27 protein-coding genes are annotated in these 24,205 nt (G+C 41.9%); 10 read left to right on the top strand and 17 right to left on the bottom strand.

The window, feature by feature from the left end:
- Positions 1-38 precede the first annotated feature (38 nt).
- Positions 39-485, top strand: a complete 447-nt coding sequence (locus WAA86_RS01685; RefSeq protein ID WP_337299232.1) for a GNAT family N-acetyltransferase — start codon at positions 39-41, stop codon at positions 483-485.
- 46 nt (positions 486-531) lie between these two features.
- On the opposite strand, the gene WAA86_RS01680 is transcribed toward WAA86_RS01685, so the two are convergent.
- Positions 532-906, bottom strand: coding sequence for a hypothetical protein (locus WAA86_RS01680; RefSeq protein ID WP_337299231.1), 375 nt, complete (start codon positions 904-906; stop codon positions 532-534).
- 178 nt (positions 907-1,084) lie between these two features.
- Between WAA86_RS01680 and WAA86_RS01675 the strand changes: the two genes are divergently transcribed.
- Positions 1,085-1,441 carry a HopJ type III effector protein gene (locus WAA86_RS01675; protein ID WP_337299230.1) on the top strand — a complete coding sequence of 119 codons (357 nt, stop codon included), beginning with the start codon at positions 1,085-1,087 and terminating at the stop codon, positions 1,439-1,441.
- Here WAA86_RS01675 and WAA86_RS01670 read toward each other — a convergent pair.
- From WAA86_RS01670 to WAA86_RS01655, 4 genes are read right to left on the bottom strand one after another with little or no spacing between them, the layout of a single operon-like run.
- Positions 1,436-2,407 carry an MBL fold metallo-hydrolase gene (locus WAA86_RS01670; RefSeq protein WP_337299229.1) on the bottom strand — a complete coding sequence of 324 codons (972 nt, stop codon included), beginning with the start codon at positions 2,405-2,407 and terminating at the stop codon, positions 1,436-1,438. The two genes, WAA86_RS01675 and WAA86_RS01670, sit on opposite strands and share 6 nt — an antisense overlap.
- A gap of 10 nt (positions 2,408-2,417) precedes the next feature.
- Entirely contained in the window at positions 2,418-2,987 is a 570-nt protein-coding gene (locus tag WAA86_RS01665) for a pentapeptide repeat-containing protein (protein ID WP_337299228.1), read from the bottom strand.
- Between the two features lie 56 nt (positions 2,988-3,043).
- Positions 3,044-4,588 (bottom strand): GMC family oxidoreductase, encoded by a 1,545-nt coding sequence (locus WAA86_RS01660; RefSeq protein WP_337299227.1) that lies wholly within the window; start codon positions 4,586-4,588, stop codon positions 3,044-3,046.
- A gap of 1 nt (position 4,589) precedes the next feature.
- A complete protein-coding gene (locus WAA86_RS01655) occupies positions 4,590-4,979 on the bottom strand; it encodes a hypothetical protein (protein WP_337299226.1) in 390 nt (129 codons plus the stop codon).
- A gap of 317 nt (positions 4,980-5,296) precedes the next feature.
- On the opposite strand from WAA86_RS01655, the gene WAA86_RS01650 reads away from it, so the two are divergent.
- Genes WAA86_RS01650 through WAA86_RS01630 form a run of 5 tightly spaced genes read left to right on the top strand, consistent with a single transcriptional unit; the run spans position 5,297 to position 7,015 of the window.
- The gene (locus WAA86_RS01650) at positions 5,297-5,461 is read left to right on the top strand and encodes a Lacal_2735 family protein (RefSeq protein ID WP_337299225.1); all 165 of its coding nucleotides are present in this window, start codon (positions 5,297-5,299) and stop codon (positions 5,459-5,461) included.
- 28 nt (positions 5,462-5,489) lie between these two features.
- Complete coding sequence (locus WAA86_RS01645; RefSeq protein ID WP_337299224.1) at positions 5,490-5,711, top strand: hypothetical protein; 222 nt, start codon at positions 5,490-5,492, stop codon at positions 5,709-5,711.
- A gap of 10 nt (positions 5,712-5,721) precedes the next feature.
- Positions 5,722-6,270, top strand: coding sequence for a glutathione peroxidase (locus WAA86_RS01640; RefSeq protein WP_443217561.1), 549 nt, complete (start codon positions 5,722-5,724; stop codon positions 6,268-6,270).
- A 33-nt stretch (positions 6,271-6,303) separates the two neighbouring features.
- On the top strand, positions 6,304-6,741 hold the full coding sequence (locus WAA86_RS01635) for a DUF2452 domain-containing protein (protein ID WP_337299223.1): 438 nt from the start codon (positions 6,304-6,306) through the stop codon (positions 6,739-6,741).
- A complete protein-coding gene (locus WAA86_RS01630; protein WP_337299222.1) occupies positions 6,734-7,015 on the top strand; it encodes a TIGR03643 family protein in 282 nt (93 codons plus the stop codon). Before WAA86_RS01635 ends, WAA86_RS01630 begins: the two co-directional genes overlap by 8 nt.
- An 85-nt stretch (positions 7,016-7,100) precedes the next feature.
- On the opposite strand, the gene WAA86_RS01625 is transcribed toward WAA86_RS01630, so the two are convergent.
- From WAA86_RS01625 to rnpA, 9 genes are all read right to left on the bottom strand, one after another.
- Positions 7,101-7,865 (bottom strand): hypothetical protein, encoded by a 765-nt coding sequence (locus WAA86_RS01625; RefSeq protein WP_337299221.1) that lies wholly within the window; start codon positions 7,863-7,865, stop codon positions 7,101-7,103.
- Positions 7,866-7,884: 19 nt separating this feature from the next.
- Positions 7,885-8,922, bottom strand: a complete 1,038-nt coding sequence (locus WAA86_RS01620; RefSeq protein WP_337299220.1) for a methyltransferase — start codon at positions 8,920-8,922, stop codon at positions 7,885-7,887.
- Positions 8,923-9,261: 339 nt separating this feature from the next.
- Positions 9,262-9,870, bottom strand: a complete 609-nt coding sequence (locus WAA86_RS01615; protein ID WP_337299219.1) for a YkgJ family cysteine cluster protein — start codon at positions 9,868-9,870, stop codon at positions 9,262-9,264.
- A 112-nt stretch (positions 9,871-9,982) separates the two neighbouring features.
- Positions 9,983-10,441, bottom strand: a complete 459-nt coding sequence (locus tag WAA86_RS01610; protein ID WP_337299218.1) for a DUF4174 domain-containing protein — start codon at positions 10,439-10,441, stop codon at positions 9,983-9,985.
- A gap of 88 nt (positions 10,442-10,529) precedes the next feature.
- Positions 10,530-10,721 (bottom strand): cold-shock protein, encoded by a 192-nt coding sequence (locus WAA86_RS01605; protein WP_337299217.1) that lies wholly within the window; start codon positions 10,719-10,721, stop codon positions 10,530-10,532.
- Between the two features lie 109 nt (positions 10,722-10,830).
- The gene (locus WAA86_RS01600) at positions 10,831-11,460 is read right to left on the bottom strand and encodes a chloramphenicol acetyltransferase (RefSeq protein ID WP_337299216.1); all 630 of its coding nucleotides are present in this window, start codon (positions 11,458-11,460) and stop codon (positions 10,831-10,833) included.
- Between the two features lie 17 nt (positions 11,461-11,477).
- Positions 11,478-11,954 (bottom strand): nucleoside deaminase, encoded by a 477-nt coding sequence (locus tag WAA86_RS01595; RefSeq protein ID WP_337299215.1) that lies wholly within the window; start codon positions 11,952-11,954, stop codon positions 11,478-11,480.
- A gap of 242 nt (positions 11,955-12,196) precedes the next feature.
- Positions 12,197-13,825 carry a S41 family peptidase gene (locus WAA86_RS01590; protein ID WP_337299214.1) on the bottom strand — a complete coding sequence of 543 codons (1,629 nt, stop codon included), beginning with the start codon at positions 13,823-13,825 and terminating at the stop codon, positions 12,197-12,199.
- Positions 13,809-14,195, bottom strand: a complete 387-nt coding sequence (gene rnpA / locus WAA86_RS01585; RefSeq protein WP_337299213.1) for a ribonuclease P protein component — start codon at positions 14,193-14,195, stop codon at positions 13,809-13,811. Before rnpA ends, WAA86_RS01590 begins: the two co-directional genes overlap by 17 nt.
- Before the next feature lie 132 nt (positions 14,196-14,327).
- Between rnpA and WAA86_RS01580 the strand changes: the two genes are divergently transcribed.
- On the top strand, positions 14,328-16,178 hold the full coding sequence (locus WAA86_RS01580) for a CBS domain-containing protein (protein WP_337299212.1): 1,851 nt from the start codon (positions 14,328-14,330) through the stop codon (positions 16,176-16,178).
- Positions 16,179-16,187: 9 nt separating this feature from the next.
- Complete coding sequence (locus tag WAA86_RS01575; protein ID WP_337299211.1) at positions 16,188-17,390, top strand: succinylglutamate desuccinylase/aspartoacylase family protein; 1,203 nt, start codon at positions 16,188-16,190, stop codon at positions 17,388-17,390.
- Between the two features lie 70 nt (positions 17,391-17,460).
- On the opposite strand, the gene WAA86_RS01570 is transcribed toward WAA86_RS01575, so the two are convergent.
- The 3 genes from WAA86_RS01570 to WAA86_RS01560 are packed head-to-tail and all read right to left on the bottom strand — an operon-like array spanning position 17,461 to position 21,856.
- Complete coding sequence (locus WAA86_RS01570) at positions 17,461-19,296, bottom strand: M1 family metallopeptidase (RefSeq protein ID WP_337299487.1); 1,836 nt, start codon at positions 19,294-19,296, stop codon at positions 17,461-17,463.
- A 39-nt stretch (positions 19,297-19,335) separates the two neighbouring features.
- On the bottom strand, positions 19,336-20,973 hold the full coding sequence (locus WAA86_RS01565; protein WP_337299210.1) for a S8 family peptidase: 1,638 nt from the start codon (positions 20,971-20,973) through the stop codon (positions 19,336-19,338).
- A 22-nt stretch (positions 20,974-20,995) separates the two neighbouring features.
- Positions 20,996-21,856: an MBL fold metallo-hydrolase gene (locus WAA86_RS01560; RefSeq protein ID WP_337299209.1), complete on the bottom strand. Its 861-nt coding sequence runs from the start codon at positions 21,854-21,856 to the stop codon at positions 20,996-20,998.
- Positions 21,857-22,103: 247 nt separating this feature from the next.
- Between WAA86_RS01560 and WAA86_RS01555 the strand changes: the two genes are divergently transcribed.
- A complete protein-coding gene (locus WAA86_RS01555) occupies positions 22,104-24,125 on the top strand; it encodes a cation:proton antiporter (protein WP_337299208.1) in 2,022 nt (673 codons plus the stop codon).
- The last annotated feature ends 80 nt before the right edge of the window (positions 24,126-24,205 follow it).

The raw sequence follows: 24,205 nt of genomic DNA, 5'->3' as shown, positions 1-24,205 counted from the left end.
TGGTTGGTAATTAATATGATTTTCTTTTTATTCCATTGATGATACAAATAGAAGTAAAAAAATTTCAAGAACTTTCGTTGGACCAGTTGTATGCAGTTCTTCAATTGAGAAGTGAGGTTTTTGTAGTGGAACAGGATTGTGTGTACCAGGATTTGGATGGTAAGGACCACAAGGCCCTGCATGTTATGGGGATTAAGGATAATAAAGTTGTGGCCTACACAAGGATTTTTAAAAGTGGCGATTATTTTGAGCAAGCCAGTATAGGAAGAGTGGTAGTAAAAGCTTCGGAGCGGAAATTTGGCTATGGAATGGATATCATGAACGCCTCTATAGCAGCCGTGGAACATTACTTTAAGGAAACTACCATACATATTTCTGCACAATGCTACCTATTGCAATTTTATAATTCCTTGGGATTCAATGCCGTTGGTGGGGAATATCTGGAAGACGGAATACCTCATGTTGCTATGGTCAGAAAAAAATAGAGGAGGCCTGAACCTCCTTACTGTAATCTATCAAAAAAACGGATGACTAAACCTTCATTAAATGGTCACCATCCATATTAAGATCTTCCATTAACGTATTGGTAAATTTGTAATGTCCTTTGGTAGTGATGATCTTAAAGCGATTGCTCTTCATTCTACTCAACGTATCCAGGAACAACCATTTGGATTTTAGAAGAGAATGTTTTTCTGATTTTAGACTGATATCAAAAAAATATTTCCTGCCATTCTTAATGGCAACAATATCTGGTGTAACACGCATCCCACTACTTTTTTTCAAGTAGGATTTGGGATGTTCAAAACCCTCCAAATCTGCTTTGATGGATTCAAAGCCTCTCGCTTCCAAGTGGCTTATCGATTTCTTTAAAAATTCTTGGTTTTCTTGCTTTTCTGAGTGTATCATACCTGATAAGATAAGATAAATTTATTAATATGCCAATTTAATGATTTGATTAACAGTATTTTAACGAATAATGAAGATTTACTAAAATCAATGGTTTAAAGTGAAAAAATTCTCTGTCTTACACGTCAACCTATTGACTTGAATTATATTTGCCATCTTTAGTACATAAAATACCTTTATGAGCATTGCTGACTTTTTAAAAAAATTGGGTACAGCTCCCAACGACATAACCTTTATGGATACCATGGAAGTGATAGAGGAACACTATTATTTTGAGCCGGTAAAATTTACCAACGGTAGGATGGTGAATGAAGCGGGGCAGAATTCAGGATCTTGTAAGCTATTTTCTTTTGCAAAACTACAGGGGTTGAACGAAGCAGAAACCCTAGCTTGCTTTGGCGATTATTACAGGTGCGATGTACTAAAAAACCCCCAAGGGGAAGATCATCAAAATATCAGAAATTTTATGAAAACAGGGTGGGGGGGTGTTGCTTTTGAAAAAGATGCCCTTACAAAAAAGCAATCCCCATTATAGGGAAAATGCATCTTTAATATTCGCTACTTTAAAGCCATTTTCAAGAACGGTTCCATAAGCCTCACTACCCATGTCCAACAACGGATTTGTATGGTTTAGATGAATAAAATGGATCTTTGCTTTTTCACTTTCGGGCAGGTGCTTAAAAACGGCCATACTCTCAATCACAAACGGATGTGGTATCTCAGTAATATCCCTATTGTAAATTTCTTCACCATCATAGAAAGTAGCATCAATAAATGCCATATCCACCGCGGAAATAGCATCAATGATATTTGTTTCCCATAGATGCCATTTATCAATATCGGGGATAAACAATACTTTTTTATTGGGGCCGATAATGGTAAACCCTACGGTCTCGGAATATTCATCCCTATGGGGCACCGTAAAGGGAATCAGGGAAAGGTTAGGGGTAAGCACAACTTCTTCCATAGGATTCATTTCCTGTAGCATAATGTTCCCATTAGCTACCAATTGGCTCCATGGCCCGTTATGTTCCAAGAAAGATTTCATTTTGGGCATGGCAAATACCGGGACATTACTGGAATTCAGGGCTTCTTTTCCCAAATATATCAGACCGGTATAATGGCCTATATGTGCATGGGTGAGGAATATGCCATCGGGAATTTCCCCTGTGAGGGACAAATTGAGGTTTTTAAGCGCCTTGGCCTGTTCCGGAAAATCGGGAGTGGCCTCAATAATATAATTCTTATTATTCTTGGTATCCATAATTCCCAGGGAAACTACTTTTCTGTCTTGATTGGGCTGGAAGAACAAATTTGCACAACAGGATTTGGAACAGGCTATATGTGGGGATCCCGCATCTTGGACCGTTCCCAAAATGATAAGGGAAACTTCCTTTTCTGCGGGGTGGCCCATTCCGATTTCAGAGGTAGATTTGTTTTCGGATGGTTTGTTATCCTTACAGGAAAGTAAGGATATCATGACCATTAAAAGTAGTTGCAAAGTCTTTGTCCTATTCAATTTTTATTTGGTATTTGGCCAAAAGTCCCAACGCGCCTTCGGTAGAAAATCTGGCATTTTTTAGTTTGTTCCTTTCCGGGTCAATTTGGATATTATGGGAGGAAGTAAAGTTGACCCTTTCCAGATCTGTAGCGTTAAAAACGGCATGGTTTAGATCACATTCTTCAAATACAGCCTGATTTAGATCTGCTTCTGAAAAGTCTGTGCCTTCCAGATTACAATGTACAAATTTCGTTTTGCTGAGCTTTTTTTGGTAGAACGATGAAAATTTTAGGTTGCACCCCGTAAAACTGACCTGAAACAGAAATTCATCCGTCTCATCAAACCGGAGTCCCATGAGCTTACAGTCCTTAAATGTAATATCCCTGAGGGATGAATTTTTAAGATTTGCCATGCTGAAATTGCAATCGGTAAAGGTGCACTCCAAAAACACGATATTGGATAGGAAACAGTTCGAGAATATACAATTGACAAAAGAGCAATATTCATAGGTCGCTTTTTGAAGGGGCGATTCCATGAAATTGATACCCTTAAAAGTTTCTTCTTCAATATACTTGTCCACGTTATTTATGATTGTATGTTGATTGCCTGTAAAGTTAAGACCATGAATTTTTTATCCTAGGATTTTTTCATGATATCTGCAATATGCCCTGACAGTCGGAGTGAAAGTGCCACCAGTGTTAGGGTCGGATTGGGAGCACCGGAGGTAGGGTAACATCCAGATCCAGCAATATAAAGGTTCGTAATTCCGTGTACCTTACAATTGGAGTCGACCACCCCTTTTTTGGGATCGTTGGCCATTCTGGTGGTGCCCATATGGTGCCAGCCTCCATTTACCGTATCTGGAAAACTGTCATCAGTAGGATCTTGTAAAAATTCCATCAAACGGACCCTTCCCAAGTTGGATATCCCTACGTGTTGCCCTATAAGTTCATAAATTTTTCGGATACTTTTTTTGTCCAATGGGGTGAGCTCCCAGTGTAGGTTGGCCCTGGGAACGCCCAAGGCATCTTTTTCGGACCCGAGTGTGATTCGTGAATTTGGATTTGGCGCCTGCTCAATGCGGGTATTGAGCTGGTAGGCCTTTGAAATGGCCCCTATATTGTCCTTTTTGGCCTTCTCTTCTGCCAATTGCCAATCGCGCATCATATTTTTCATGGCCTTTTTGGGATCATAGTCCGTCCATGAATCCAATCTTGATTTCTGATGTCTTCCTACGGTCAATGGAACTAGGGAGGCTGTACCGTTCAAGATCTGGTTTTCTCTTTGTGCGTATTCGGTAATGGCCAATTCCGCACTGGCCTTGGTTTCTCCATAGGTCCATGCATAGAGGTCTGTAGGAAATGGCTGGGACAACCAAAGTTCAGCGGAGGGTACTTCCAAATGTTCCATAAAATACCGCCCAACAAGATCGTTGTCATTGCCCAGGCCGTTGGGTGAAATGGATCTGGAGGCCAAAAGGAGTCGCGCATTTTGTATGGCCCCACAGGCCATGATAAAGTATTTGGCTTTAACGGTATGACTCTTGCCGGTGAGGTTTTTAATGGTAGCTTCCCCAATATGGTTGCCAAGGGGGTTCGATTTGATTTCCGTGGCACTGGCATAGGTGTACAGATGTATATTAGGGGCATCCATGATGGTATCCCTATAAATTTTCCCGAAACGGGCGGTACTGTACTGCCACATCTTGTTCCAAACCACCTTGTTGTCCAAGGGGAATGGATTTAAATTGGGAAGCACCTGCCTCCAATATTCCAACTCATATTTATAAGGTCCCAATTGCAAAGTCTCATGGGCCTTGGCATAAAAAGGATCAAGGTCTTTTTTGGTGATGGGCCATCCACTATGGGGCACCCAGTCCCTTATCTTAAAGTCGATGGGATCAAAGGGCGAGCACATTCCGGCCCAATGCCCAGTGGTTCCACCAAAGTAGTGCAACCTGCTCGATTTTAAGGGGTAATATCGTTGACCGGATGTGTTCCCGGCATAGGCATCTTGAATCTCATCTTCATATTTAAAACCGCCACCTTCCAAAAGGATGATCTTGTGGGAGGAATGCATCAAATCCAGGGCCATACTGATACCAGCGGTTCCGGCCCCTATGATGCAGATATCCCCCTCAATGAGGGTATTCGCTTCCAGTTCCCTAGCGTCTATATGCATTTTAGGATAGATTTGATTCGGAAATGGATAAAAGGGCACATTGTATGGCTTCTGTCTCCGAAAGGATCCATCCATCCAACATCACGGTATTTCCACGTTCATAATCCCTTTTTATTTTGTTTTCCAAAAGGTCTTCAATAGTACTGTTGTTCAGGTCCATGTTTTTACCAAGCATCTCTTCTAGTTTTTTTTCCAATCCAGATTCTGGAAATTGCCTACGGTATTGTAGGCCTATTTCAACAATCGCAGAGGGTTCCAAAATGGTAGTAAGGATTTTGGGTTCACAAAGGGGATTTATCTTATCCTCCCTGCTTTTCCATACCAAATATGAAGGAACAGCTATGGTTGCCAGTCCGGCCAGGGAAAGCAAAAAGAAATTACGTCTTTTCATTTGGTTGGGTTATTCCATGGAAAAGTTACGAATATTTCGCTACCCAAGAACAATACTTTAAGAAGCTTTTTGAAGGCTGACCATCACATGACCAAGTTCTCCCATGATAAAAAATACCCCGAAAAGAATGGATATGCATGGCAATGTATGTTATATTAAGTTCAGATTTGATCTGATTTTGACAGCCTAAAAGGTTAAATCCATGTTATTTTGTTTAACAAAAACAAAAAATAAATAAACATTTTGTAAATTTACGGAGTACATGTTAATATCGACTTAAGAAAGTATGTACTCCAAAATTTAATACATAAATTGCTATGTTCGGATTATTCAAAAAGAAATCAGAGAAAGAAGTTCTTCAGGAAAAGTATCAAAAACTGATGAAAGAGGCACATGCCCTCTCCACTTCCAATAGAAAACAAAGTGACGAAAAAGTATTTGAGGCTGAAGAGATTATGAAGCAATTGGAACAACTGGATTGATACAACACAAATAATAAATAATTCTTCTATGGATATAATGGATAGAGCTTTGGAGTTTGAACAACGCAAAACTTCATTCAAATCTACAAATGACCGTATCGTTGCCTCTAGGGAGGTCAAAGAACTTATTCTTGGACTCAATGAAGTTTATAAGGAGGAAAAAGACAGTGGGATCATGGATCTTATGAAGCGCTTGACCCTTATCAAACAAAAGATTGAAAAGAGACTTAAAGGTAATTTGTCAGCATAAAATTCCGTTCATGCACCCTTTAAAAACCTTGGCCAAGAAATTGGTTTTGAACAAAACATCTATGGAAACGAAGCCTCAAAAAAAGGAGTCGACCGTTTATGGCATCCATCTAAATTCCCTACAGGGCAGTCCCATAAATTTGGGAGATTTTAAAGGACAAAAGATTCTTTTTGTAAATGTTGCCTCCAAGTGTGGCTATACAAAGCAATACGGGCCATTGCAAAGGCTTCAGGAAACCTTTAAAGGCCAATTGGTGGTCATTGGCTGTCCGTGCAACCAATTTGGTTCCCAAGAGCCTGGAAATGCAGAGCAGATTCAGGATTTTTGTGAGAAAAACTACGGGGTCAACTTTTTACTTACCGAAAAGATGGAGGTAAAGGGGGAAAATCAGCACCCGCTTTACCAATGGTTGACCAAAAAGGAAAACAACACTATAAAAAGTTCCAATGTCAAATGGAATTTTCAGAAATACCTCTTGGATGAGGAAGGGCACTTATTGGAAGTGTTTGAATCTTCGGCAGAACCAATGAGTCCGAAAATCACCAATTTTTTAAAGTAAGACCAGTAACCGGGGATCCTTTCCCTAACTTATATGAGTACGACAAAGAAACCAGATCAGATTGTTTTTGACGAGGAAAGCCAGCGTTATGACGCGGCCCTAAAGCCCTATGCCACAGGGGTAGGCGCCCCAAAAATTACGGCCACAGATACGGTTGCCTGGAAAAATAAGAACATTCACAAAGTGAACCATCAGATCAACACCAAATACCTGGAACTGAAGGCGGCCTACGAGGATATGATGCAGCAGTTTGAGTATAATAACTTGATCTATGGGGCACGTTTTAATTTTGAACCGGTAGTTGGGGAAACCTATCATTTGTATCGGGACAGGAAAGAGGAACCATTCTTGTCTGTTATTGCGCCCCACGAGTGTACTTTTGATTTTGTGGGAAGTTTTAGGTTGAACGCAGATCAGATGTGGGAGAGGACGAACTTGGGATCAAAACCAACAAAAAACATGGATGAATAATACATTTAGCGAAAGGGAATTGGATAGGATCATTGAAATGGCATGGGAAGACCGTACGCCTTTTGAGGCCATTGAATTTCAGTTTGGGACATCCGAAAAGGAAGTCATAAAACTAATGCGGGCCAACCTAAAGGAAAGTAGTTTTAAGCGTTGGCGCAAAAGGGTCAACAGCGGTGTGAGCCAAAAGCACCTAAAGAAACGAAACCCTGATATCAGTAGGTTTAAATCTTCACGTCAAAAGGCTATCTCGGGGAACAAAATCAGCAAAAGATAATGATCCTAACAAATAAAACCCGGAATTAACCGGGTTTTACAATGGGTGTTTATCTAATTGTAATTACACTATTAAATCCAAGGATCTATTGACGTTCCATGGCAATTACTTTTGGGCCAAGTCCACTTAGATCTTCCCGAAACATCCATAGTTCCGATTGCATGCCATTAGTGGTTTCGGCCATCACATTCAAAAAGGACTCCCAGCTACCCTCTCCATGTACAGCTGCAAAATCCTTTGGAAAGGTGTCTTCCCTTCCCAAAAAGCTCATCTTATCAAAAAAATCAACAAAGGCAAAATCCCTGCCGTCCTTGCTATTTGGCATTTCGTTCGTATACATACCATAAGGTTCGTTGGGATATTTTGCTTTCATCACTGCGGCCACCTTATCCAGCTGTTCTAAAAACTGTTGCTCTTTAAAAGACGCCATATCCAACATCATTACTCTTAAGTATTTCAAATTGAAATCTTTTGGAAAGTTGGAGAGGGCCGGATGGAATCTCCAATACGTTTGATCACCTTCTGCCATGGTATAGGGCAAAATGTTGGTATTCCAATCCTCGTCATGACCTTCCTTGGCCGGTCTTGTATCCATAGCACTCCAGGTCAATGGCCCCATTACCCACATATATTTACCCACATTGGTGCCATTGGAAATCCAATAGACTCTTGCCCCATAAGCACCCTCTGCATGATACTTTTTGTTATGGGCTGCCATCCCTTTTTCAAATTCTTTGACTTTTGTCGGATTTGCGGTAATCATCCCATTTTCAATAACGGGATATTCCATGGTGCTCTGTGATACTACCAATAACGGAATTAGTAGCATCGTAAAAATTAGTTTTCTCATAGGTTTCTATATTTAATGGTTATTTATATGCTATGGCAGCACTTGTGGGTCCTGCTAGGGGCATAAATTCGGTCCTTTGAAAACCGGCTCCTTTTGCCCATGTATCAAATTGGGAAGGGGTAAAATCATAGCCTTCATACGTCTCAATGAGCATATTCAGGGACATCAACAGACCGAACACATTTTTTTTCCGTTCCTCGTCAATCATGTTCTCCAAAATCACCAAGGCACCACCTTTGGGGAGGGCTTGATATGCCTTCGATATCAACAGTTTTTTATCCCTGGTACCCCAATCGTGCAGAATATTTCCCATGGTGATCATATCCACATTTGGAAAATCATCATTGAAAAAGTTTCCGGAAACAATCTTTATTCTTGGCGAAAAATCCATTTCGTCCAATTTTTCTTTGGCAATTTCAGATACTCTGGGAAGGTCAAAGGAGATACATTCCATATGGGGGTGGTGTGTAGAGACCTGCATGGACAGTTCACATCCGGCCCCGCCAATATCACAAAGGGTTTTATAATTGGAAAAATCAAAATTCTTGGAAAAGGCAATGAAGTTGGCCATTTGGAAGCCCCCCATGGCACTCATAAACTGACGTAGTCTCTGTTCGTTGGCATACAGAATGTCGAAAAACGGCATATTCCCATTTTTCACTTCGTTCTGTGGCAGTCCCGTTTTTAGGGCGTCCTCCAAATTGTTCCAAAAAGGATAGAGCCTGTTATTGCTCATGACCAGCATGCCCCCAATATACGTTGTCTTATTTTTGTCCAGGTAATGATCGGTCTCCTTGGTATTGCTGTACATTGCTGTTTCCCCCAACCCTTTTCTTTTTAAGAACCCCAGTGCCACCAGGGTATCCAAAAAATCGTAAAGACTTCTGTCGTGCAGCCCCAAATGCTCTTTTATTTCTGCCGCCGGTAAGGGTCCTTTGGCCAAAAGGGTAAATAAACCAAGGTTAACAGCGGTCAGGAGTGTTTTTGAAGCCCAAAAACCCATACCGGTCTCAATGATCTTTGAGGGATTTAGTTCAGTTTTTGTTCTGGTTTCCATAGCCATTTATTTTTAGGTTTACGTAGGTATATAAGTGCGCCACAACAATGTAGGACTATTGTTCTTGGGCTGGCACGTTAGTTCCCAAAGGAATATCGAACCAATGGATCAATCAAGATTCAACGAGGGATAAATAGTTGCCGCTACGGGCATCTTGTTGTACAACAAAAGAGAATTGTTGCCCCCGAATAAATCAAAGTTATAGAAACTAAATAGGGGGGATTACACAAATTACTTTGTTAATATACAGAAAATCAGTAATATAACCATAAAAATGACCTTAAATTTTTTGAATGGTCCGGAACAGTAAAAAAACTTCATTTGAACCTGTGCCAAAAACTAGGCCGTGATTTTGAGTCCACCCGGAAAGGGTCTATACGCATAGTATTGCAGCACCTCTTCAATGGCCAACTTAAATGCTTGGTTGATCGGTAAGATCATATTGCCAAGCTTATAATCGATTTGTGAAAGATTCATATAGTAGTCCGTGAAAATGGGCACATACAAACCCTTGCCGATATCCTCATTGGCCTTAAGATAATTTTCTTGCTGGCTTTCCTTGATTATTTTACAGGTGGCCAATCGCAACTGGCCCATCTTGTCCCTACTTGCTCCATAACCAAACAGACGACAGATCAATCCGCGATATTTATAATGTCCACAACTACCGTTGTCACCACCCAAGAGGGAAACGGGATTGTAAAGAAAACAATGTGTGGCAGTCCGTTCTTTTAGAGTTTCCAAAGTCGTTTCTGCCTTGCCGGTCAGAAAAAGATGGAAGGCCCAAGGCAGAAATTCCAAAGGGGAGGCATCTATGTCCGGTTTGGTACAGCATTTACCACACCCAGAGGCACATTGTAGTTTGGTGTGGGATTGGAATTTGGAAATCTCAATTTCGAGCTTACTGTACAATGCTTCCACTGCAGCGACCCTGCTTTCTATGGTCATTAATTTTTTTCGGCGAATGTACATTAATAAATGTCTCAAAAAAGAAAAATATTGACCCGTGTACCAATCCAATATGGCAATTTAAACAACTGATTATCAATAAATTATTTTATTATTGCTTTTCCCTGATCCGCATTGGCATGGCATCTATGATATCAAAGAGCGCATCAGAGGACATAAAGTTGGACCGGGGCAGTTTAACACCCCCATCCAATCCTATTAGGACGATCTCGAAAGAAGCATTTGTTTTTTTGTATTGTTGGTAAAGTTTCTTGGATCGTTGCCATTGCTGACCCGTTAGGCCAACACTATATCGGGAAGGTAGAATTTGGTAGGTCAACAATTTTCGTTCCTCCATGCCTTTTTGATGCGCCTTGAGTTCCGCTATCTGGGCTTTATAAATATCATCGGATTCATTGTCCACCAGGATCAATAACAATCTATTTTTCCATTGATGCGACGATAGTTCCTGCCCCTGTAGCAAGGTGCTGAATAGGACAACAAATAGTGACAGTACAAAGGTCTGCTCTTTTAAATGCCCCAATCCATGCTTTCGTTTAAAATTGTTCATAACCTATAGGTTCATGTTTCCTGAAATAAAAAAAGCCCGTCGAAGAGACGGGCTGATACGGTACTAAAAAGCGTAGAAAACCAGTAAATTAAATTACTGTTACATTAACTGCATTCATTCCTTTTTTACCTTCCTTAAGTTCAAATTCTACTTCGTCTCCTTCCCTGATCTCATCGATCAATCCAGAAATGTGAACGAAATGTTCTTTTTTTGAACCATCTTCAACGATAAAACCAAATCCTTTTGATTCGTTGAAGAATTTTACTGTGCCTTTACCCATGATAAAAATTAAATATGTTGGATTAAAAATAATACAAAAATTCAATTTTTTTATTTTTTGAATATTATTTTTTTCAGGATAAGCAACTAATGCTCCGCATGTTATTAAACTATTTTTCGTTCAAATATTGCTGAAAGAGTTCCACATACCTTCCCATATGAACCCCATCTACCAGTCCGTGATGGACATGGATGGAGACCGGCATTGTTTTGTTTCCCATAGAATCCGTCATCTTGCCAAAAGATATTTTTGGGATACTGTCTTTTATTGAAAATTTTCTGGCATGGGAAAATGAGGTAAACTTCAACCAGGGCAATGAAGAATAATGGACCACGGCATCGGAGTTTGCGGCTGGTATAAGATCCGAAGCAGCCTGCACCCTTTCAATTTCCTTTTGGGCCTCTTTTTGAAATGTTACAAAATCTTCGTAAAAATCCATATAACTAAACCCAAATGTTCCGTTCGGCCTATTGATGGTAGGAGAGGCACCAATGGTGTCGTGGGCCACAACCCTATCCTCGCTGTCAATTCGATATTTAAACTCTGGGATTTGGTTAATGGCCCTGATCGATTTGTGCAAATACCATAAGAAGAAAGAAGCATTGGCCTCTTTGGCCTTTTGATAGGCGATGGTACAGTCCATATCTACCGTTATCCCCCAGAAAGGCTCTTCAAATCCATTGAAAAAGTGGAAATGCTCTTTCCTGTTCCAGCTATCCATATCCAGATAGGTCCCCATAGTACAAGATTATAATATTAGTAGGCGGTTTTGTTTGATTTATCTTCCCATTGCTCAAAAACTTTCACGCCTTCCTTACGGAGAAGACTGATAAATTTGATCTGTCTGTCCCCCATATCTTTCTTTAACTCATCATAAATGAATTGGTCATCGAACTGTATGGCGGCGGCATCCTCACGGTCACAGGCGAAAAATACCTGTTTTGGGCGGGCCCAATAGATGGCACCAAGACACATGGGACATGGCTCACAAGAAGTATATATGGTGCAATCTTCCAGTTGAAAGGTGCCGAGCTTTTCACAGGCGCGCCTTATGGCCACTACTTCCGCATGTGCTGTGGGGTCATTGGTGGAGGTCACCCTGTTGAAACCTTCTGCGATGATCTCATTATTTTTTACAACTACAGCACCAAAAGGGCCTCCGGCATTGGCATTCATTCCTTCGGCAGATAGGGCAATGGCCCTGCGCATAAAATATTCATCCCGCTCTGTCATAATGTGCTGAATCTTTAAAAATTAAATAATATATAGTTCTATTCTTCCCATGGAAGTGCGGAAGATAATGTTCACAAAAATAGAAATGTAATGTTGTTATCCCAACAATGGGGAGCTAAAAGAATACAGCTTAAAAATAAGTGGAAATCGAAGGAGATTTCTTTATGAAAACCTTTAAAAAGCAAAAAGGCAGAAATATATCTGCCTTTTTTGCCAAGAAAATATGGTGATCGGAATTCCGATTATTTCAGTATCCCCTTGTATTTGGGAGTGTCCGAAAGCAATGCCGTGGCAGCCAAAATAGCATCATCATGACCCAGGTAATAGTCATAAAGACCTTCCCTATAGAAATAACGCTTGATAATTTCGTCCTCCAAGTTTTTCTCAAGCTCGTTTTTATAGGTGTCCAATGCTGCAATCTTACTTTTGTTGATCTGTACCAAGAGGTTTTTATACCCTTCTTCTACCTCCACCCCGTAGATAGCCTTTTCTTCTGCCGTCATGGCTTCTTTCAGGGCTTTTTCCGTCTTTGTTTCAAAATTGAACGAACTCTGGTTCACAAAGTTTTTAAAGGCTTCAAAATTGGTGTCGGTGAATGTAAATTCGGCAGGCGAGTTCAATGTATTCTGATAGTAATATTGGGTTGCAAAATCAAAGATCACATTGCTGTCCATTAGGCCCTGAGTCAGGGCATTGGTTCTAAGGGCACTGATCTCTATATCCGGCAGTACGCCTCCCCCATCCTGTACCTTTCGCCCGTTACGGGTTTTAAAGTCGGTAAAATTGGTGTTTTTCACCGCATTGCCGTCTCCATCCCGGTTCCAATAATCCAAGGACTGGATACACCTGCCAGAGGCGGTATAATAACGGGAAATGGTCACTTTTAATTGCGTACCATAGGTCAGCTTCAACGGTCTTTGAACAAGCCCTTTTCCAAAGCTTCTGGCCCCCATGATCACTGCACGATCCAGATCCTGTAGACTTCCAGAAACAATCTCACTGGCAGAGGCGCTCCTGCCGTTGACAAGGACCACCAGTGGAATATTCTCATCTATGGGCTGATTTTTCGTGTAGTATTCCCTGTTGAATTTTTTGACCTTGGATTTTGTGGTTACCACCAGTTCTCCCTTGGGAATAAATAAGTTGGTCACATTGATGGCTTCCGATAGTAGACCGCCAGGATTGCCCCTAAGGTCCAAAATAATCTTTTCGGCCCCTTCGTTTTTCAGATTGATCAGGGCCTCCTTGGTCTGTTCCGATGCCTTTTGATTGAACTTGGCCAAAACGATATAACCTGTTTTGGCATCCACCATTTTATAATAGGGCACCGCATCTACTTCTATGGCCTCCCTGACAATGGTTGTGGTACGGATTTGTCCCTGTCTTTTGTAGGTGACCGCTACCGAGGTATTGTTGGCTCCTTTGAGAAGCTCACTCCCGTCATCCTTAAATTCTGCAATGCCAATATCCCCAATTTTGATGATCTCGTCACCAGCTTTTAATCCTGCCTTGTCTGCCGGATAGTTCTTGTAAGGCTCTATGACCACCAATTTATCCTTATAGGAGCGCACCACGGCACCAATACCCGAATACTCCCCCGCATTATTGATCTTATAAGCTTCAACATCCTGTTCATTTAAAAACTTGGTGTAGGGATCCAGGCCTTCCAACATGTTTTTGATGGCATTATCCATGAGTTCTGCTGGATTTGTCTCATCCACATAGTTCATGTTCAGCTCCTTGAACAGGGTGGTAAATATTTCTATCTGCTTCGCAATTTCAAAGAAATCGCTTTTAAAACTAGACCCTACTACAAGAAATACGAGGGCAAAGATGGGAATAAGAACCTTTTTCTTAATTGAGATTTTCATGACTCTCTTTGGTTAACAGTTTTTTAAAAATTTGCTTGAAGCATATATCCAGATGCTCATAAGTGGGCATATCCTTACCAAGATATAAAAACATAAACGCATAGTCTCCCTCTATGTTGTTAAAAATTAAGGGCTTGTTCAAACGGTAGCATTCGCGCATCAGCCTTTTAATGCGATTGCGTTTTACAGCGCTCTTGAAATTCCTTTTGGATGCGGTGACCCCTATTTTCAATTTGGACCCGTCTTCGTGTACGCATTTGAGATAGACAAGTTTTACCGGATAATTGGAAACACTTTTCCCCTCATTGAACAACTGTTCAATGAGCTTTTTACTCTTTAATTTTTCTTTCTTAGGGAGTGTAAATGACATGGTGGCGTAAAAGTAAAAATAAAAACCACAGTTTCTAATTTATGACATTCATCATAGGTCAAATATTCAAAGGAGGTTAATTTGGAACACCTTATTGTATGAGGTAATGAACCGTAATAAAATATAGAAAAGATGGGAGAATTACATGTAGAGGCCCTATTGAAAAGCCCCAATAATTCCAATTACATAAAACAGTTGTTAACGGATATCGAGGCCCTGGATCATATGTTGAAGAACGACATGTTCGAGAAAAGTCCCATTCGCATTGGGGCCGAACAGGAATTTTGTTTGGTAGACCAAGGGTGGCAACCTTCAAACAAGGCCCTGAAAATTTTGGAAGAGATCAACGATTCCCACTTTACAACGGAGATTGCACTGTACAACTTGGAAATTAATCTAGATCCCCTGCCCTTGACAGGGTTCGGTTTCTCGAAGATGCACAAACAATTGGACGACTTGTTGGAAAAGGCCGGAGATATAGCCACAAAACATGGCGATAAAATTATTCTCACGGGGATACTCCCGACCATCACCCAAAAACATTTGGAACTTCCCTATATGACCCCGATAAAACGTTATATAATATTGAACGAGGCTGTAAAGGAAATGCGCAAGAATGATTTTGAACTCCATATCAAAGGGGTGGATGAACTCAATGTGCACCACGATTCCGTACTTTACGAAGGGTGCAATACCAGTTATCAGGCCCACTTGCAAATAGACCCGGATGATTTTAGGGATACCTACAATTGGTCACAGGCCATAGCAGGACCCTTATTGTCCATATGTACTAATGCCCCTATGCTCATGGGAAGGGAACTATGGCAAGAAACGAGAATTGCGCTGTTTACCCAAAGTGTGGATACAAGGGCCAGTACCTTTTTGTTGAACGAAAGGGAAGCTAGGGTAAATTTTGGCAACGATTGGGCCCATGGTGATATCGTAGATTTTTACAAGGAATCCATTGTGGGCTTTAGAAGTATGCTGACCACAAATTTTGAGACCGATAGCCTAACAGAGCTAAAGGCAGGGACCATTCCCAAGCTCAGGGCACTCAACCTGCACAATGGCACGGTATATAAATGGAACCGACTCTGCTATGGTGCCTCCAAGGGCAAACCACATGTACGGATAGAAAATAGATATATTCCCTCAGGACCTACAACCGCTGATGAAATAGCCAATATGATGTTTTGGGTGGGCATCATGCAGGGAAGGCCCAAAAAGTATAATGAAATCCACACCAAAATGGATTTCAAGGATGTCAAAACAAATTTTTACAACGCGGCAAGATATGGGATGGCCACACAATTCTATTGGGAAGGAAAATTGGTTTCAAGTCAGGATCTACTCCTAGATCTCCTTTTGCCCATGGCATTCCGGGGTCTGTACGCTATGGATGTGGCCCCAGAAGATGTGGAACGATATTTATCCATTATTGAAAATAGGATAAAATCCTACAATGGATCCAGATGGACAGTGGAGGCATACCGAAAATTGACAAAAGAGCATAAGCAGGTGGATGCTTTGGCCATTCTAACGGCATCCATGTACCAGCAAAATAAAAAGGGTTACACCATTGATGCGTGGCAATTGCCAAGGGGAGATGAACATATTATCCAAAAGGAACACGCCAAGGTGAAACAGGCCATGAACACCAAGACCATAACCGCACAGGAAAATGACAGTGCGGAACTGGTATTAAAGATGATGCAGTGGAAAAACATTCACCATGTTCCCATTCTTGATGATGATCTGAACCTGGTAGGGCTTTTGACCTGGACCGATGTGGAGCAATATTTAGGAGAAACCGGAGCCTTGGAGCAGAGCATCCGCGATATTATGAAAACACAACTGGTGACCATTACGGAAGAAGAGAAATTGAGTTCGGCCAAAAGTATAATGCAGTCCAGGGCCATTAACTGTCTTCCAGTGGTCAATGGAAAAAAACTAGTTGGAATCATTACCTCCAAAGATTTATAAGCTCTGGGAATGAACAACAAGGAAGAAAGGATAATTGGGCATTTGGCCGGGAGTGAAATGGGCCCTACAGTAGTCTTCTTTGGTGGTATTCACGGAAATGAGCCTTCGGGATGCACGGCAATCCAAGAGGTATTCCAGCAAATACAATCCGAATCCATACCAATAACCGGCAACGTCTACGGGATAAGAGGCAACATTTCAGCACAACTTCAGGGAATGCGATTTGTGGTCCAAGATCTCAATCGGATGTGGACGGAGGAACAGATCAGTACCATCCTGAAAAAAGAGGAAGGGGATCTAGGTGCGGAGGAAAGGGAATTAAGTGAAATATATAAGCTTCTCGCTCAAATTCTTAAAACAGGTACGCCCCCCTTTTATTTTGTAGATTTCCATACCACCTCCAGTAAGACGCTTCCTTTTATTACCATAAACGATGCCCTCATCAACAGGCGGTTTTCTTCTTTGTTCCCCGTTCCCACCATTTTGGGGATGGAGGAATATTTGCAAGGACCTTTGCTCAGTTATATAAATACCTTGGGGTACCTTTCACTTGGTTTCGAATCAGGACAGCATATAGAGAAAGAAGCAGTATTGAACAGTATTGCGTTTTTGTGGCTGACCTTGGTTTTTAGTGGGGCATTGACCAAAGATGCCGTTCCCAACTTTTCAGATTACTATCGGCAGTTACAGCAATCAGCTGAAAACAACCGGACATTTTACGATATTGTACATCGTCACAACATAGCGCCCAAGGACAAATTTGAAATGCTTCCTGGGTTTGAAAGCTTTGAGAAGATTTCCAAAGGAATGGTGGTGGCCAAAGTAGGTCATCAAGAGATCAGGGCACCGAGGTCTGCCAGAATTTTTATGCCCTTGTACCAAAAGCAGGGAGAGGATGGTTTTTTCCTGATCAAGAGTATCCCTCCAATGGCCTTAAAGCTATCTGCCTTGATGAGAGGTTTCCGGATGGATTCTCTCCTGACCATTTTACCGGGGATAACCTGGGAAAGCAAGAAAGACGGTATGCTTATAGTGAACGTGTCCACCGCCAGGTTTTTGGCAAAACCTATTTTCCACCTTTTGGGCTATAGGAACAGGGTCCTGGACAAACAAAGGATATTAATGACCAATAGAGAGCGTACGGCCAAGACATTTATGTACAAAGATACTCCCTGGTTCAAAAAGCAACCCCATTTAAAATCCCTTGGGTAAGGGTTTAAATGGGGTTGATGAAATTTTCCCGGATCAAGCACTTTATCGTACCTCTACAGGGTTCATGATACTATTCCGCCTCTTTCTGGAAAACATTGTTCTCCCTATTGATATCGGCCATCAATTGCGATGGATCCAAGACAATGGCCCTTACCTCACCAACAGGCTTGTCCAAGGTAAAATCATAGGTAGGATACGCCCATGGCCAATCTGGCAATACCGTCCTGTTCAAAGAAGGATATGGGTTTTCTTTTTCGCCCCTCATCATTCTCAATGGCGTATAGAAAGTTTCCTGGGTTCCATCCTCATAAACCACTAGGATATCCTGTGGCATGGGCATAAGCCCAATTCTTTCCAAGGTTACCTTCGTCTTTCCATCCATCTCAGAAACGGCTTTTACACCATAATCGATGGTATTGGTGGTCTGTGTCCAATCGGTCAGGTACCAATCCAATTCTATGCCCGATACCTTCTCGGCACTTCTTTTGATATCGTTGGGCGTTGGGTGTTTAAATTTAAAATCCTCATAATATTTGCGAAGGGCTTCCATTAATTTCTCCTGTCCAATGACATATCCCAATTGTGCCAAAAAGATTTCCCCCTTGCTATAGGCCGTAACCCCATAGGCAAAATTTAGGGCGTAACGATCAGAATGTGTTGTCTGTGGCTGCTCCTTACCGGAGGTGGCCAATCTGTAATACCCTTTGTAAGCCCCTTCGAACGGATTGTCTTTTTTCTCTCCCATGTACTCGTTCATATAAAGTGCCGAGATGAAAGAGGTAAACCCTTCATCCATCCATTCGTGCTTGGACTCATTGGAGGCCAAGATGTGCTGAAACCATGAATGTGCCATTTCGTGGGCGGTTACACCTACCAAACTACCGAAGGAGCGCTCTCCTGTAATCAGGGTGCTCATGGCATATTCCATACCGCCGTCTCCACCTTGGATTACGGAATACTGATCATAGGGATATTTACCGATATTCTTGCTGAAAAACTCCATCATCTCAGCGGTCTTGGGCTGTAATTTTTTCCAGTTTTCAAGAATGTCCGTATTGTTTTTGTAAAGGAAATGGAGCATGGGCCCATCTTTTACCTGCAAGGTGTCATGCAGATATTCAGGATCGGCCGCCCACATAAAATCGTGGACCATTGGAGCTTTAAAATGCCAGGTCAAGGTCTTCCCTTTTTGCTTTTTTACCTTGGTTCCCGGAGCCTCGTAACCATGACCAATTTCTTGAGGATTTTGTAAGTATCCAGTTCCACCAACCACATAATTTTTATCAATGGTCAAGGATACGTCAAAGTCTCCCCATACGCCGTGGAATTCCCTGGCGATATAAGGATCTGCATGCCAACCTTCAAAGTCGTATTCCGCTAGTTTTGGATACCACTGGCTCATAGAGAGTGCAACCCCCTCCGAGCTGTTTCTCCCAGAACGTCTTATTTGTACAGGCACCTGCCCGTTGAATGCCATTTCAAACGTGGTCTTGGCCCCTGGCTGGATAGGATTGGCCAATTTTACGACAAGTACGGTCCCTTCCTCTACATAAGACGTAGGTGCTCCATCTTGTGTCAAGGAAGTAACCCTTAAATATCCTATTTCTTCCGGTGATAGGGATGCAATCCTACTTTTGCCATCCACGAACATCCTGCCGTCTGGATCTTCTATGTTCTGGAGCCTGATGTCCATTTCACTACCGGGTTGAAAAGCATTGAAGAATAGATGGTAATAGACCCTATCCAAAACATCGGGCGAATTGTTGGTATACACCAGGGTTTGTGTTCCCTTATACTGGTAGTTTTTCACATCCATATCTACCTTCATGGTATAATCTACATGCTGTTGCCAGTAATTGGTATTGTTTTGGGCCCATAAGGTGGTGGACATTGAAATTATGGCCATAAACAGCCCTAATACTAAACCTTTGTTGTTTTTCATCTCTTATAGTTTGATTTTTCCTTTTGATACTTGTTCGGCCAATATCAGGGCATTGTATGCATTGGCCATTTTCCCTGATTTGGATATGGTGTTGAATGGTGCCGCTTTTGAAGGATCTCCGTCCAATACCACTTGGGTATTGGTGGCGATACCGGATTGCATGATTATTTTTTTAACCTGAGGAGCACTTAGGTCGGGGTATTGGGAGCGGATAAGGGCCGCAATTCCCGCTACTCCAGGTGCCGCCATGGAGGTACCTCCCAAAAACTCGTATTCATTGTTTGGAACCGTGGAGTAGATGGCTGCTCCCGGAGCAAACACATCTACATTGATAGCCCCGTAATTGGAAAAAGAGGCAACCATTTCGCCCCCATATTTATTGGTCAGGGCACCAACGGTAATCACATTGTCGGCAATTTCCGGACCGTTGTTCACCTGGTCGTTGGGAAAGTTGGAGTTTTTTAAATCATCCAAATTGAGTCCGTCGTTTCCTGCGGCATGTACAAAAAGCACATCTTTGGAGGCAGCATATTTTATGGCGTTGTACACCCATTCTGCATTTGGCGAAAATGACTTTCCAAAACTACCGTTGATGATCTTGGCCCCGTTATCAACCGCATATCGGATCCCTAGAGCTATATCCTTATCGTATTCATCACCATTGGGAACAGCACGAATGCTCATGATGGCCACGTTATTTGCTACCCCGTTGGCACCTTTGCCGTTATAGCGCTCGGCAGCTATAATTCCAGCTACATGTGTTCCATGGCTTTCGTCTTCGATCATGTTTTTTGGATTGCCATTACCATAATTGGTATCCATAAGGTCATAAGGGTCATCGCCTACTACGGCCCTACCATCAAAACCAACGTTGAGGTTGTAGTTTAGGCTTTCGGTAAAGTGTTTTATTCCGCCTTCCAACTCTTTCATCACTTCCGGAATGCTTTCGCCAAAGTTGTACATTTGAAGCAATATCGCCACATTTTGTTGCATAGTGGTATCATCGGACTTGATGGATGATACATCTTCCTCGGTATATTCCTCTTTGCCCAAAGCTGCTTTTACGGCCATATCGGCATTTTTTACCGCTTGTAGTATCTGCTCATACCGCTCTTTGTTTTGCAAGGCCTCTTCATAGGCAGTATCCAATTTGGTCTTTGCCCTTGCCTGCAAAGTGGCGTCCCCGATTTTCTTTGCTACTATTCGGGTATGCTCCAATTGTTCATTGTAGGACTCCCCCAAGAAGTTGTAACCGTGGATATCATCAACATAACCGTTATTGTCGTCGTCCAACCCGTTGCCTGCAATTTCGTCCGTATTGGACCAAACAACCGCTTTCAGATCTTCATGATCAAGGTCTATTCCGGAGTCTAACACGGCGACTATTACTTTTTCTCCTTTTTTGGAACCGATAATTTCTTTATAGGCTCTATCAACGCTCATACCGGGAATGGTATCCGTCAACAGGTCGGTATGTCCCCAATTCTTTTTTTGCTCCTCGGTAAGTTCGGCAACCTTTAAGGGAACGGCGTCTATGTTTTCGATGGGAGTGGAAATAAGTCCGGTTGAACTACCACAGCCAATCAAAAAAATTGAGGCAGAACACAGCCCCAAAAAAGATCTAGAAAATGTAATTGTCATATGTTAAAGTGATTTGTTAGGATTAGTTGAATATTGAATCAAAGGAATGGATATCTTTTAGGCGCACCCCTTTTTCTGTATGTTGTAGCGTACATATTTCATGGTGTGCATCGTGCTCCAAAAATAGGTATAAATCATCATGGGCCACCTTGTCCAAAAAGAGGGCCTTTTCTCCCATGGTCAATAAAGGCCTTGTGTCGTAGCCCATAACATAAGGCAGGGGAATATGTCCTATCGTAGGCAAAAGATCAGCAGCAAAGACCAAAGTTTTTCCTTTGTAGGCTATATGCGGGATCATTTGTTTTTCGGTATGTCCATCTACAAAGAGTATACCGAAACCAAGCTCTGATTTTTCCATAAATGGGGTATTGTTCCTTGCAATGAATTTGAGCTGTCCACTTTCCTGCATGGGCATCAGGTTCTCCTTAAGAAAGGATGCTTTCTCTCTTGGGTTGGGATTGGTGGCCCATTCCCAATGATTTTCATTGGTCCAAAAAGAGGCGTTTTTAAAAGCGGGCTCATAGCCAGTCCTGTCCTTGTTCCATTGAACACTTCCCCCGCAATGGTCGAAATGTAAATGGGTCATAAACACATCGGTAATGTCGTCCCTATGGAAACCCAATTTTTTAAGGGAGCTGTCCAAAGAGTGGTCTCCCCATTGGTAATAGTAGCTGAAAAATTTGTCGGATTGTTTGTTACCCATCCCAGTATCTATGAGGATCAACCGATTGCCGTCTTCAATCAATAGGCACCTTGCAGCTATATCGATCATGTTATTGGAATCTGCCGGATTGGTGGTGTTCCATATGGTTTTGGGAACAACCCCGAACATGGCTCCCCCGTCCAATTTAAAATTACCGGCTTCAATAGGATATAATTTCATAAGTGATCAAAACAATTGATGCAAATTAAGGAAAGCAAATAGGATATTATTCATATACCACAGATTATTAGTGGTTTTTTAACATTTTTCTACTAATTTTCGACTGGTTTTACAATCACCAGTAACCCTAGTAAAATGGGGGTTTTTATAGAGGCCGGGAAAGATGCTGAGGTCGTTTCTCTCCAAAAATATAGGGTTGCGACCAAGGACAATGTTATAAAGTACCATTTAATTGAACTGTTAAAGGATGGATGAAGTATTAGAGCAGATAATGCACCATTTTAAATTGCCACTCGAAAAACCTGTGCTAATTTTTTCGTTGATTCTTTTTGTCATTTTGATGGTCCCTATTCTCATGAACAAATTGAGGATACCGGGCATCATTGGGCTAATCATTTCTGGTGCGATCATAGGTCCCAATGGATTTAATTTATTGGAAAAAAGTTTGTTTGTGGATCTGTTCTCTACGATAGGGCTACTTTATATCATGTTCATTGCGGGGCTGGATCTGGACCTGAACGATTTTAAGACGAATAGGAACAAAAGTATATGGTTTGGGCTGTTCACTTTTAGCATCCCCTTGGGCATAGGATTTCCGGTCTGTTATTACTTATTGGATTACGATTTTAACGCCAGTCTGTTGACCGCCAGCATGTTCGCAACTCATACCCTGGTCACCTACCCTATTGTTAGCAAGCTAGGGATTACCAAAAACCAGGAAGTGGCCATCACGGTGGGCGGGACCATCCTGACCGATACCGCAGTACTAATTATTTTGGCGGTGCTGGTAGGTTCCCATGAGGGTAACCTTACCTATGTTTTTTGGCTTCGACTTATTATTTCCCTATTTGTTTTTATGGGGATTATGTTTGGCGTGGTGCCCAGGGTATCCAAATGGTTTTTTAAAAAACTGGAAAGTGAAAAACACTCCCATTATATCTTTGTTCTGGCCGTTGTATTTTTTGCGGCGTTCTTGGCCGAATTGGCTGGAGTGGAAGCGATAATAGGGGCTTTTGTGGCCGGTTTGGCCCTGAACAGGCTCATCCCGCACTCTTCTGTTCTGATGAACCGAATAGAATTTATAGGAAATGCCCTGTTCATCCCCTTCTTCTTGATCAGTGTGGGCATGTTGGTAGATTATAGGGTTATTCTTAGTGGGCCCATGGCCCTTATTGTAGCGGCGACGTTAACGGTAGTTGCCATTTTTGGCAAGTGGATGGCGGCTCTTTTTACACAATTGGTATTTAAATACTCCAAACTTCAAAGAAGACTGATTTTTGGACTCAGCAGTTCCCATGCCGCTGCTACACTTGCGGTCATTTTGGTTGGCTACAAGGCCAAAATATTGGATGAGAATATTTTAAATGGTACGGTCATCCTAATCTTGGGGACTTGTATTGTGGCCTCGTTCGTAACGGAACGCGCTGCTAAAAGCTTGGTGGTTGCCATGGAGGACGATAATACGATGCACACCAAAAACCACGTGATAAACGAACATATCCTATTGCCAATAGCCAACAATATAAATTTGGAAAAGGCCCTAGATTTTGCCTTGCTCATCAAGGATAAAAAATCTAGCTACCCCTTGTCCATTCTCACCGTAGTGCCCAATAACAGGGAAGCAGAGCGGAATATTGCCCGGGCAAGATTAAAATTAAAACAATTGATAGACCATGCCACGGCATCGGAAACCAGGGCTGAGGTAATCGCTGCCATTGATTTCAATATTTTTGGTGGGATAGCCAGAACGGCACGAGAAATCATGGCCAATATCATTATTATAGGTTGGCCCCAACGTACGGGTATTATCGATCAGTTTTTTGGCAAGAAATTGGAAGGTTTCCTGGCCAATACAGATAAGACAGTGTTCGTCTGTCATTTTGAACAGCCCCTTTCAAACCACAAAAAGCTTGTGGTGGTTGCCCCCCCATTGGCAGAATTGGAACTGGGGTTCGACAATTGGATGGGCAAACTAACCAGACTTGCCTCAGAGCTTGGAATAGGCGTTCTGTTTTATTGCAATGCCGAGACCGGGAATGCCATCAGGAAACACATGAAAAGGCACAAGATCACCCAGCAAAATAGGTTTCAGAACCTGGAAATAACGGAATCCTTTTTGGAAGGAAAGCAGGTGATAGAGAAGAATGATCTTTTGTTGTTTATTTCCTCAAGAAGGAGCGGTATTTCCCACCAGCCCTTTATGGAAGACCTACCTGCAAAATTGGAGGAAAAATATATGGATGTCAGTAGAACCATTATTTACCCATAGATCCTATGGGCTTGCAGTTGCCAAATGATTTTTAAATATAAGGTTGTATTTAGGGCTGTCCCAAAAACAAAAATCAAATA

The sequence above is a fragment of the Sediminicola sp. 1XM1-17 genome, assembly GCF_037203765.1.
In the GTDB taxonomy this organism is placed as follows: Bacteria; Bacteroidota; Bacteroidia; order Flavobacteriales; family Flavobacteriaceae; genus Sediminicola.
The sequence above is the reverse complement of the archived record's forward strand: the minus strand, read 5'-3'. Positions and strand labels throughout refer to the sequence as shown.

Bases quoted from the DNA above. Each gene is read 5' to 3' on its own strand.
- WAA86_RS01685 (WP_337299232.1), top strand. From the start codon at position 39: ATGATACAAATAGAAGTAAAAAAATTTCAAGAACTTTCGTTGGACCAG.
- WAA86_RS01680 (WP_337299231.1), bottom strand. From the start codon at position 906: ATGATACACTCAGAAAAGCAAGAAAACCAAGAATTTTTAAAGAAATCG.
- WAA86_RS01675 (WP_337299230.1), top strand. From the start codon at position 1,085: ATGAGCATTGCTGACTTTTTAAAAAAATTGGGTACAGCTCCCAACGAC.
- WAA86_RS01660 (WP_337299227.1), bottom strand. From the start codon at position 4,588: ATGCATATAGACGCTAGGGAACTGGAAGCGAATACCCTCATTGAGGGG.
- WAA86_RS01655 (WP_337299226.1), bottom strand. From the start codon at position 4,979: ATGAAAAGACGTAATTTCTTTTTGCTTTCCCTGGCCGGACTGGCAACC.
- WAA86_RS01650 (WP_337299225.1), top strand. From the start codon at position 5,297: ATGTTCGGATTATTCAAAAAGAAATCAGAGAAAGAAGTTCTTCAGGAA.
- WAA86_RS01645 (WP_337299224.1), top strand. From the start codon at position 5,490: ATGGATATAATGGATAGAGCTTTGGAGTTTGAACAACGCAAAACTTCA.
- WAA86_RS01640 (WP_443217561.1), top strand. From the start codon at position 5,722: ATGCACCCTTTAAAAACCTTGGCCAAGAAATTGGTTTTGAACAAAACA.
- WAA86_RS01635 (WP_337299223.1), top strand. From the start codon at position 6,304: ATGAGTACGACAAAGAAACCAGATCAGATTGTTTTTGACGAGGAAAGC.
- WAA86_RS01630 (WP_337299222.1), top strand. From the start codon at position 6,734: ATGAATAATACATTTAGCGAAAGGGAATTGGATAGGATCATTGAAATG.
- WAA86_RS01625 (WP_337299221.1), bottom strand. From the start codon at position 7,865: ATGAGAAAACTAATTTTTACGATGCTACTAATTCCGTTATTGGTAGTA.
- WAA86_RS01620 (WP_337299220.1), bottom strand. From the start codon at position 8,922: ATGGAAACCAGAACAAAAACTGAACTAAATCCCTCAAAGATCATTGAG.
- WAA86_RS01615 (WP_337299219.1), bottom strand. From the start codon at position 9,870: ATGACCATAGAAAGCAGGGTCGCTGCAGTGGAAGCATTGTACAGTAAG.
- WAA86_RS01610 (WP_337299218.1), bottom strand. From the start codon at position 10,441: ATGAACAATTTTAAACGAAAGCATGGATTGGGGCATTTAAAAGAGCAG.
- WAA86_RS01605 (WP_337299217.1), bottom strand. From the start codon at position 10,721: ATGGGTAAAGGCACAGTAAAATTCTTCAACGAATCAAAAGGATTTGGT.
- WAA86_RS01600 (WP_337299216.1), bottom strand. From the start codon at position 11,460: ATGGGGACCTATCTGGATATGGATAGCTGGAACAGGAAAGAGCATTTC.
- WAA86_RS01595 (WP_337299215.1), bottom strand. From the start codon at position 11,954: ATGACAGAGCGGGATGAATATTTTATGCGCAGGGCCATTGCCCTATCT.
- WAA86_RS01590 (WP_337299214.1), bottom strand. From the start codon at position 13,825: ATGAAAATCTCAATTAAGAAAAAGGTTCTTATTCCCATCTTTGCCCTC.
- rnpA (WP_337299213.1), bottom strand. From the start codon at position 14,195: ATGTCATTTACACTCCCTAAGAAAGAAAAATTAAAGAGTAAAAAGCTC.
- WAA86_RS01580 (WP_337299212.1), top strand. From the start codon at position 14,328: ATGGGAGAATTACATGTAGAGGCCCTATTGAAAAGCCCCAATAATTCC.
- WAA86_RS01575 (WP_337299211.1), top strand. From the start codon at position 16,188: ATGAACAACAAGGAAGAAAGGATAATTGGGCATTTGGCCGGGAGTGAA.
- WAA86_RS01570 (WP_337299487.1), bottom strand. From the start codon at position 19,296: ATGGCCATAATTTCAATGTCCACCACCTTATGGGCCCAAAACAATACC.
- WAA86_RS01565 (WP_337299210.1), bottom strand. From the start codon at position 20,973: ATGACAATTACATTTTCTAGATCTTTTTTGGGGCTGTGTTCTGCCTCA.
- WAA86_RS01560 (WP_337299209.1), bottom strand. From the start codon at position 21,856: ATGAAATTATATCCTATTGAAGCCGGTAATTTTAAATTGGACGGGGGA.
- WAA86_RS01555 (WP_337299208.1), top strand. From the start codon at position 22,104: ATGGATGAAGTATTAGAGCAGATAATGCACCATTTTAAATTGCCACTC.